Raw genomic sequence first — 8,637 nt, 5'->3', positions numbered from 1 at the left:
CTGCTCGACCTCCAGCGGAAGGTGCCGCCGCTCGATCCGACGATAGACTTTGATTTCGCTTTAAAATCAGCCGCTTAATGATGTTTTGGCGAAAAATTTGCGAATCCCGGCCGACCCTCAATATGGACATCCACGCACGGCATAGAGTAATCGGGCAAAAGGCTGACGAGTCGTCCATCCGCGACATCGCGTTCGATCAGATAGCTCGGTACAATCGCGATGCCGTGGCCAAGTAACGCCAGTTGGCGGAGCATTTCAGCATTGTTCGCGACCATCACGTTGGTCGGATGAATTCGAATTGAATCGTTATTTGGTCCAATAAAGACACTCGCGTCGCCCCACTGCTCGGCAGGCAGCAACAGGCAGAGATGCCCGACGAGATGCTCCGGCCGTTGCGGGATATCGTGTTGTTCCAGATACGCCGGTGTCGCGCACACGGCGATGCAGCCGCGTGTCAGGCGTCGCATCACAACGCTGCCACCGCGCGGGGTTTCCCCAATCACGATACCTACGTCGAAACCCTCTTCGATCATATTGATTTCACGTTCGACGAGCGTCACGTTCGGGACTACTCTCGGATAACGCTGAACGTATGAATGAAGCGCCGGTGCGAGGCTGTCTAACCCGAATACGACTGGGGCAACGATCCGCAACGTACCGACAGGCTCGTGATTGCGGGCGACGAGTGCGTTTTCCAGGTCATCGAGGTCGTTGAGAATCTGCGTTACGCGCCCCAGGTACATGCGACCGGACTCGGTCAGCGACAACGACCGGGTCGTGCGATTCAGGAGCCGTGTGCCGAGGTTCTCCTCTAGCGCAGCGATATGTCGGGTCACGACAGAGCTCGATATATTCATTGCCGCCGCCGCTTTGATGAAGTTGCCGAGTTCCGCAACCTTTACGAAGACGCGCATCGACTGCAAATGATCCATGGACAACTCCCGATTCAATACACCATGTCCTAGGCTCTCGCGCAGGTCCCTAGTCAGTCCTTCAAATATTCCTGCACCATCTGGCGCGCGCGGTGGATGCGGCTTTTGACCGCCTCACGCGTCAACAGTAGTTGATCGGCGATCTCCGTGATCGAACACTCCTCGAAATCTCGCAGGATGATGACCTGGCGATATTTTTCCGGCAGGGATTGGATAGCCGCCGCCAGATCCAGGCGCAGATCGAAATGGTCGGTGTAGGCGAAAACCGGATGATCCGGCTCCGGTAACTCGACCTGCCCACGCATGGCGCGCAGCAGTCGATAGCATTCGCGCCGCACGATCGAAAACGTCCATGCCGGGAACGACGCCACCGTGCGTAGAGCGCCGATGCGCTGATAGATCAGCAGCAGCGATTCCTGCACCGCGTCTTCCGGATCGACGCTGCTGGCGCATTGTGTCTGAGCGATACGGCGCAAATTGGGCCGGCAAAGCGTCATGAGCTGCTCCAGGGCGGCGAGGTCGCCCTGTTGCGCGGACTCCAGCAAGACGGGGTCATGGCGCATGACGCACCTCGCCGCCGGAGCGGGATGCTTTCGGCCACAGCCGCGCCAGCAGCCGATCGACCGACAGCGCCCCAGGTCCCCAGGCAATCACCGCGAGCAGCATGATGGCCCAGGTCTTGTGGTCATTGAAGTCGCTGCCGAACAGGCCGTTCCAGAAACCATGCGGCCACAGGGCCGAGTATGAAATCACCGCAATGATGTTGTAGACGAACAGGAACATGGCGGTCAGTCGCCCCGCTAGGCCGAAGCCCAACAGCCAGGGCGTGATCAGTTCGATCCATGTGCCGAGGAAGGCGGCTAGATCGGGCGAGAGCAACGGCACCTGGTACATGGTATTGAACAGGAAATGCGTGCCGTAAGGGTCGTCGAACTTGACCACGCCGGCATGCCAGAAGGCGAGCCCGACCCAGATCCGTATCAGCAATAGGGCAACTGGGCCGAGCCAGCGGGTGGCCAAGTCGGCGCCGCTGGTGTAGCAGGAGGTCAGGCAGCGGAGCATGCGCATGATATTTTCTCGTATTGAATAATCGCCTTAGACGGGCGTGATGGCCGTGACCAGCCCTTCCTGGACCAGACTCGTGATGCAAGCGGCCAGGTCGAAGTCCGGATCTTGCGCGCTGGCTGCCGCGTGCGCGGCGTCCAGTATTTCGCCGCATGACAGGGCGTCGATGCAAGCAAAGCTGGCGGCGTCGACGCGTGCCATGGCGACTTCGTCAGCGCTACGCCAGAGCACTACGTGCTCGCCGGATTCGGGTAGCGTTAAGCGCTGCGCCGAGGGCCGCATCGCGTATTGCCAGAGGGTAAGTATCGGATGCGGGCTTGCCATCCGTTGCATGCTGGGGTGAAAGCTCACCCGCATCGGTCCGTCCACGTTGGCCAGCGCGGCCCCCAACGTTGCTAGACTTAGCGCTTCTGCGTCGCCGGCCAGGGCTGCGTTCTGGCGACGCCATTCCAACTGGGCGACGTCACTGAGATAAGGCAGCCGGTGCGTGTCCGCCTGTGTCGCCAGAAACCCAGCAAAGTGCTCGCCGAATGCCTGCAGGTTGCCGGATCGCGACGGATGTGCGCCGCGATAGCGCGCGGCGGTCTGCTCAAAAAACGTATCGCCCACCAGCGCATGCACGGCTGGAAACGTCGTGCGCAGCGCATCAAGGTGGATCTGCTCGCTGTTATGGCGATAGATGCGCAGCCGGGCAGCGGGCTCCAGCCCGCTGTCGGACAGCCGCTCCGTGGGGCCGGCTTCCCCGCTGTCATAGAGCGCGGTCAGAAAACTGAGCTGCAGTTCAAGCAGCGCGGATGCGGGCCGCATCGAGCACCTCCTCGGCGCGGGCTGCTTCGGCCAGCAGCACCTCCAGTTCGGGGATGTCCTGGTCCCACTCGATGAGCGTGGGCACCGGCCCGAAGCATTCGATGGCCTCGGCATACAGCGCCCACACCGCTTCGTCGATAGGCCGGCTGTGCGTGTCGATCAGCAGCGGCACCGCGAATTCGTCCTTGCGGGTGAAGCCGGCCAGGTGAATTTCCCGCACCCGCTCGGGCGGCAGCGCGTGCAAGTAGCGGCGCGGATCGAAGCCGTGGTTTACGCTGTTGACGTAAATGTTGTTGACGTCGCAGAGCAAGCCGCAGCCGCTGCGGCGCACCACTTCGGCGACGAAATCCCATTCGGTGTAGTCGTCGTCCCGGAAACGCAGGTAGGACGAGACGTTTTCGACCAGCAACTCGCGCCCCAGCGTGTCCTGTACCTGCCCGATCCGCGACACCAGAAGCGTCAACGCCTCCTCGGTAAATGGCAGCGGCAGCAGGTCGTTGCTGTAACGCCCTCCCACCGCCCCCCAGCAGAGGTGTTCCGACACCAGCGCGGGCTGGTAGCGCCGTGCCAGCGTCGCCAGTTGCTTGAGATGGCCGGTGTCGATGGCATCGGCCGAGCCGAGCGAGAGACCTACGCCGTGCAGGCTCAGCGGCGTGTCCTCGCGGATGCGCTCGAGCGAGGCATGTAGACTGCCGCCCGCGGTGAACAAATTTTCACTGTGCACCTCGACCCATGGCACCTGGGGCCGCTCGTGCAGCACACGATTGACGTGCGGGGTGCGCAAGCCGATGCCGGCCGAGACCGGCATCGGGTGCGTGGAGACGATCGTCGCAGCTTGGCTCGGCACGATGCTCTGCCCTTACATCGATTTCACGATGCCGCCGTCGATCTTTCCGCACAGGCCGGCCGGCACCGCCACAAACGAATTCGGATCGCGGGCCTTGCTGTCCTGCCCGGCGCAGGAGTGCCCCACCGCCTTGCAGTCGTTTTTGTAGGCGGCATTGATCCCGTAACACAGTTGCATGTGATCCGCTTTGACCATCTTCATGACGCGTTCCTGCTGCATTTTTTCTTGGGCGGGCGTCATCTGCATCGGCGCCGCCAAGGCGGCCGAGGCTGCGCCTAGCGACAGGGCGCCGGCCAGGGCGGTCTTGAGAAGCTGAGTGCTGTTCATATCGATCTCCGTAAGTAGATAGGCGCCGGTAAGGTCCGGCACCTCATAGAGCCGCCGTCGCGGCAAAAGGATTCTTTTATTTTGTCGGTTGCATCAACAAACTCAGCAGACTTTGAGCAGCGTCGTCGCGAAATATCGTCAGTCCCAGCGGCATGGTTTCCTGCGTCTGCTGTGGCTGCGCCAGATAGCTGCCGAACAGCCGGTCCCAGCAGGAAATGTGAAAACCATAATTGGCATCGTGTTCCTCGCGTCGGATCGAATGATGGATGCGATGCATGTCAGGCGTCACGAACACCCACCTCAGCCATGTGTCGAGCCGGAGCGGCAAGCGCAGATTGGCGTGCGTCATCAGCGAAAAGCTGCTCAGCACGATTTCAAAGGTTGCCACGACCGCCGGACTCGCCCCGAGCAGCAGTACCGCCCCGATCTTGATCCCCATCGACAGCAGTATTTCCAGCGGATGAAAGCGTACGCCCGAACTCACATCGAGCGCGACATCGGTGTGATGAACGCGATGCAAGCGCCATAGCATGCCGACCCGGTGCATCAGCCGATGCTGCGTATAGATCGTCAAATCCAGCGCTATGAAAGCAATCGTCGCGGCCGGCCACGGGGCAACGGGCAGCAGATGCAGCAGTCCGACGTCTTTTTGCTGTGCCCAAAACGCGGCATCGACCGCCAGCCAGGGCAACAGCAGGCGCAGGCACAGCACGTTGATTGCTCCGAGGCCAAAGTTGACTGGCCAGCGCCGACGGCGCAGGGGCGCCGCCGTATGGCGCGGCCAGAGGCGTTCAGCGATGCCCAGCAGCGCCAGCAGCGCTAGGAACAGTGGTAGACGTGAAGATGCATCGTTCATGATGAGGGGGCTCGGTCTTCACAACATCTCGTCGTCCCGATGTTTGGGCGGCAAGTGCCTTGCTCGGGGCGATTGCACGCCGGGCAGTAATCGCAACGCTCACGATTGATCGGTTTTGCAGTGCTACCCTCCGAATTTCGGTGGGCAATTGTTGCTGATCGACGCGTCGAGGGCATACTAGCGATCTCGTTACTCTGATTAGTCGGGCGGAAATCGCGCGCATTACAAAGGTTTGCATTATTGGGCGATTGCACTCGTCTTGCGCGGTCCTGGTCTGGCCGTATCCATGTTGGATCGACGAGGTCCAGCAATAGCGGCCGGGAAACGATAAAGGTGGCTGTGAGCGTCAGCGTGCCCGCCGCGACGGCCAACGGAAACCACCAGTCGGCGTGCGGCATGACCTGCGGCAACAGGCCCACGGCGAGAGCAGGGGGAATGTGCAGGCGCAACAGGCGCAGTATCGAGATGCCAATCAGCATAGCGATGGCGACTGACAGGGGCCCGGCACCGAAAAACAGGAAGGCGCTCAAGCCTGCGGCTGCGGTTACCGTGCACGCGAGCGGCAGGGCAAATGGCCGTCCTGCCCAGGGGCAGATGTTCGCATGCGCGAACATTTCAAACCCGATCACGATCAGCGGAGGGAAAAGAATCAGTCTGAGCCCGGTTACGACCGACAAGGTGTATGTCAGGCCCAGAAAGGCGGCGAATATCGGCACCCACACGTAGCGTTTGGGTGCGCTCTCCATCTCGTCGTCCATGACATCGGCCGAAACGTCGGGCGCGTGCTCAAGCCGCACCGCGAGTGAGCGTCGGTAAGCGATCGACAGCGTGGCGAGCGTGCCTGTGCTGGCGGCAATCGACACCGGATACCACCAACTGGGAACGTTCAGCGCGAGCGGCAGGAACGCAGCGGAAATGGCGGGTGCCACTGGTGAGCGCAGCAGCCGGATGATGAGCATTGCCCCCACCACGCAGAGGGCCATCGACGCCAGGTCATACGGCATGTTACGGGTGACCAGGGTGCCGACGGCTGCCGCCAGGGACGGGGTGAGCACCAGCATGACGGGCGAGCGCGCCCAGAGACCCCGCGGCCGTGTGAAAACATCGTAGGCCAATGCCGCCAGCTCGGGAAAAAGCATATACGGCACCGTCGTCACGAGCGCGGTTTGTGCGACACCGCCGAGAAATGCCAGCGAGGCCATTTCTCCCCAAATTAGAAGGTTGATCATTGCGTTGTGAGAATGGAGGGCGATTGCCGCGTTAGACGATACGCCGGCGCGGACTTTACGATTTTTTTGTCATAATCAGTAGCGCACTGGCGTAATGCCCGCTCGTATGGCTTTTGTCTTGCTCATTATTTTCGACATAGAGGTATCGAGGACTGATCTCACGCAAGACGCAATTATGATACGATCGGTCCAGAAAGAGGGGATCATGGCACGTTCAATAGAATTCGACAAACCGGAAGCCCTTGCTGCGGCGATCGAAGCGATTTGGCATAGCGGCTACCACGCGGTATCGACGAACGACCTCATCGCCGAGATGGGTTTGGCGAAATCGTCTCTCTACAATACTTTTGGCAGCAAGCACCAGTTATTTTTGGCGGCGCTGTCTCACTACGCCGACGAGCGTGCCGCCCAGTTGGCGGCCGCCCTGGAAGAAGGGCCGGCGCTCGATACGTTGCGCGGACTGTTGAATGCCATCGCGAGCAGCAATGACGGCGGCAAAGGTTGTCTGCTGGTGAATTCCGCGATCGAGGTCGCGCCTCATGACGCAGAGGTCGCCGCGGCAGTGCAACATGGTTTGGAGAAAATGGCGCGGGTTTTTGCGGCATTCATCCGCGCGGCACAAGCGCGTGGCGAAGTTGGCGCGCACCTTGATCCGCAGCAAACCGCTATCTCCTTGATTACCGGCATCGCCGGACTCAGGGCGATGGCGAAAGCCGGGTTTCGCCCCGCTGCCCTGCGCCCCTTTATTGATGGTTTGCTGCTTGGCTTGGCTGCGGGGCAGTAATTTTTTTGGTCTTTTTTGGACTGATTGGTCTAAATTTGTCGCGATCAGCGGCTATTCACTCCCAAGGAGCTCTTTGATATGAAAAACGTTGCAAAACTTGAGCTGGCGCCCCATTCGCTCGACACCGCACAAGGCAGAACCAAAGAGGTGCTGGATATCGCCATGAAGCAAACCGGCATGATTCCTAACATGTACGCCAATATGTCGAACAGCCCGGGCCTGCTGGAAACCTATTTGTTCGGCTACAACCTGTTTCGCAAAGAATCCGACTTTACCCCGGCCGAGCAGGAGGTCGTCTTTCTGACGATTAGCCGTCTCAATGAGTGCACCTATTGCATGGCGGCGCACAGCATGATTGCGGAAGTTGCATCCAAGACGCCGGCGCAGGCAATCGCCGCGCTGCGCGACGATAAGCCGATCGAAGATCCTAAACTCCGGGCGCTGTCAGCCTTCACGCGGGTGATGGTTGAGTCCCGCGGCCGGCCGACCCCGGATGACGTGCGGGCTTTCACCGCGGTGGGTTACAGCGAGCGGCAGGTTCTCGAAATCATTCTGGCCATGGCGGTTAAAACGATCAGTAACTACAGCAATCACGTATTCCACACCGAAGTCGACTCCCGATTTGCCGGTCACGCTTGGCAGCCTCAAACGCGCTGAACCCCGGAAAAATCGAATTTATGCCATGAGGCGGCTGGGTCGAACCATCTTCGGGCGCACGACCCAGCCGCCTCGTAGCTGGCAGATTCTGGAGAATGAAATGAATGCATTGGATGACTGCGTCATTGTTTTCGACGCTTACGGAACGTTGTTCGACGTGTACTCGGTCGCCGAGCTGGCCGAGCAGGTCTTTCCCGGTCAGGGTGCACAACTATCGCAGATATGGCGGGCCAAGCAACTCGAATATTGCTTCTTGCGCACCGCCGGCGACCGTTATGAGGATTTCTCGACAATCACCGCAAGCGCACTGCGCTACGCCGCCGAGAAACTGTCTTTGCCTCTGACGGCCGAGGCACACGATCGCCTGATGGGCGCTTATCTGCATTTGGCCGCCTTCCCTGAGAATCTTGCCGTGCTCCGATCGCTCAGGCAGTTGGGTGCCAAGTTGGTCATTTTGTCGAATGGAACGCAGCCGATGCTAGAGGCGGCCGTGCATAGCGCCGGCATGGATGAGCTCTTCAATCATGTGCTGAGCGTCGATCCGATCAAGAAATTCAAACCCGATCCGCAGGTCTACCAGTTAGCCTGTGACGCCGTCGGGTTGCCCGCCAACCGCATCACTTTCGTATCGTCCAATGGATGGGATGTCAGCGGTGCTGGCTGGTTCGGGTTTCGTGCGTTCTGGGTCAACCGCCGATGCGATCCAGTCGAACAATTGGACAGCATTCCATGGCGAATCGGCAGTACACTGACAGACCTGTTGCACGCACTACAGCCGGTCGACGCTACACAGTAAGCTGCCGGCGCACGAGATTTTTCCTACGCCCGAATTGATCTGATCGGTCGAAATTTTCTGGTTATTTTTCTGAGGCTTATCCATGTCGAAATTGTTTTCCGGGTTGACTCGAACGCTTAGCATGCCGACTGCTGCGTTTGTTATGGCCAGCGCGGCTTGCTTCGGCACCAGCCTCGCTCAGCCTGTCACCACGCTGCGGTTCGAGACGCATGCGGCCTTTTTTTCGCGCGAGACGCACCAACCGAAGCCGCTCGATCCGCAAGTGTTCGTGCGCGCGCCGGGCGCGCCGGCCGCCATGGGGCCGCAGGGCATCAGGCATGCGGCCGGTTATCGCAAT

At 60.1% G+C, this 8,637-nt stretch carries 10 protein-coding genes and 2 pseudogenes; 4 read left to right on the top strand and 8 right to left on the bottom strand.

Translation table 11 applies throughout. The annotated features are described in order from the left end of the window. Nucleotides 1-119 precede the first annotated feature (119 nt). From EPN80_RS17085 to EPN80_RS17050, 8 genes and pseudogenes are all read right to left on the bottom strand, one after another. Nucleotides 120-932, bottom strand: a pseudogene (locus EPN80_RS17085) (LysR family transcriptional regulator); the annotation flags it as partial. Between the two features lie 53 nt (nt 933-985). Further along, nucleotides 986-1,495, bottom strand: a complete 510-nt coding sequence (locus EPN80_RS17080; protein WP_293030017.1) for a sigma-70 family RNA polymerase sigma factor — start codon at nt 1,493-1,495, stop codon at nt 986-988. Next, nucleotides 1,485-2,000 (bottom strand): DoxX family protein, encoded by a 516-nt coding sequence (locus EPN80_RS17075; protein ID WP_293030014.1) that lies wholly within the window; start codon nt 1,998-2,000, stop codon nt 1,485-1,487. The genes EPN80_RS17080 and EPN80_RS17075 overlap by 11 nt, the downstream gene beginning before the upstream one ends. Nucleotides 2,001-2,027: 27 nt before the next feature. Beyond that, a complete protein-coding gene (locus EPN80_RS17070; RefSeq protein ID WP_293030011.1) occupies nt 2,028-2,804 on the bottom strand; it encodes a DNA-binding domain-containing protein in 777 nt (258 codons plus the stop codon). Then, nucleotides 2,779-3,651: a DUF692 domain-containing protein gene (locus tag EPN80_RS17065; RefSeq protein WP_293030008.1), complete on the bottom strand. Its 873-nt coding sequence runs from the start codon at nt 3,649-3,651 to the stop codon at nt 2,779-2,781. The genes EPN80_RS17070 and EPN80_RS17065 overlap by 26 nt, the downstream gene beginning before the upstream one ends. Before the next feature lie 12 nt (nt 3,652-3,663). After that, nucleotides 3,664-4,020 carry a DUF2282 domain-containing protein gene (locus EPN80_RS17060; protein WP_293030005.1) on the bottom strand — a complete coding sequence of 119 codons (357 nt, stop codon included), beginning with the start codon at nt 4,018-4,020 and terminating at the stop codon, nt 3,664-3,666. Nucleotides 4,021-4,054: 34 nt separating this feature from the next. Continuing rightward, nucleotides 4,055-4,834: a sterol desaturase family protein gene (locus EPN80_RS17055; protein WP_293030002.1), complete on the bottom strand. Its 780-nt coding sequence runs from the start codon at nt 4,832-4,834 to the stop codon at nt 4,055-4,057. Then, on the bottom strand, nt 4,831-6,063 hold the full coding sequence (locus tag EPN80_RS17050; protein WP_293029999.1) for an HPP family protein: 1,233 nt from the start codon (nt 6,061-6,063) through the stop codon (nt 4,831-4,833). Before EPN80_RS17050 ends, EPN80_RS17055 begins: the two co-directional genes overlap by 4 nt. Before the next feature lie 106 nt (nt 6,064-6,169). Here EPN80_RS17050 and EPN80_RS17045 point away from each other — a divergent pair, with 106 nt between their 5' ends. From EPN80_RS17045 to EPN80_RS17030, 4 genes and pseudogenes are all read left to right on the top strand, one after another. Next, nucleotides 6,170-6,847 (top strand): TetR/AcrR family transcriptional regulator, encoded by a 678-nt coding sequence (locus EPN80_RS17045; RefSeq protein WP_293029996.1) that lies wholly within the window; start codon nt 6,170-6,172, stop codon nt 6,845-6,847. A gap of 78 nt (nt 6,848-6,925) precedes the next feature. Continuing rightward, the gene (locus EPN80_RS17040) at nt 6,926-7,504 is read left to right on the top strand and encodes a carboxymuconolactone decarboxylase family protein (protein ID WP_293029993.1); all 579 of its coding nucleotides are present in this window, start codon (nt 6,926-6,928) and stop codon (nt 7,502-7,504) included. Further along, nucleotides 7,470-8,300, top strand: a complete 831-nt coding sequence (locus tag EPN80_RS17035) for a haloacid dehalogenase type II (RefSeq protein WP_293029991.1) — start codon at nt 7,470-7,472, stop codon at nt 8,298-8,300. The genes EPN80_RS17040 and EPN80_RS17035 overlap by 35 nt, the downstream gene beginning before the upstream one ends. Before the next feature lie 121 nt (nt 8,301-8,421). Further along, a pseudogene (locus EPN80_RS17030) lies at nt 8,422-8,637 on the top strand (hypothetical protein); the annotation flags it as partial.

This window comes from Pandoraea sp. (assembly GCF_004297875.1).
GTDB lineage: Bacteria > Pseudomonadota > Gammaproteobacteria > Burkholderiales > Burkholderiaceae > Pandoraea.
Note: the sequence above shows the minus strand (reverse complement) of the source record. Positions and strands in the feature narration are given on the sequence as shown.

Excerpts from the sequence above, each read along its gene's own strand:
- EPN80_RS17080 (WP_293030017.1), bottom strand. The coding sequence starts at position 1,495 with ATGCGCCATGACCCCGTCTTGCTGGAGTCCGCGCAACAGGGCGACCTC.
- EPN80_RS17075 (WP_293030014.1), bottom strand. The coding sequence starts at position 2,000 with ATGCGCATGCTCCGCTGCCTGACCTCCTGCTACACCAGCGGCGCCGAC.
- EPN80_RS17070 (WP_293030011.1), bottom strand. The coding sequence starts at position 2,804 with ATGCGGCCCGCATCCGCGCTGCTTGAACTGCAGCTCAGTTTTCTGACC.
- EPN80_RS17055 (WP_293030002.1), bottom strand. The coding sequence starts at position 4,834 with ATGAACGATGCATCTTCACGTCTACCACTGTTCCTAGCGCTGCTGGCG.
- EPN80_RS17050 (WP_293029999.1), bottom strand. The coding sequence starts at position 6,063 with ATGATCAACCTTCTAATTTGGGGAGAAATGGCCTCGCTGGCATTTCTC.
- EPN80_RS17045 (WP_293029996.1), top strand. The coding sequence starts at position 6,170 with ATGGCTTTTGTCTTGCTCATTATTTTCGACATAGAGGTATCGAGGACT.
- EPN80_RS17040 (WP_293029993.1), top strand. The coding sequence starts at position 6,926 with ATGAAAAACGTTGCAAAACTTGAGCTGGCGCCCCATTCGCTCGACACC.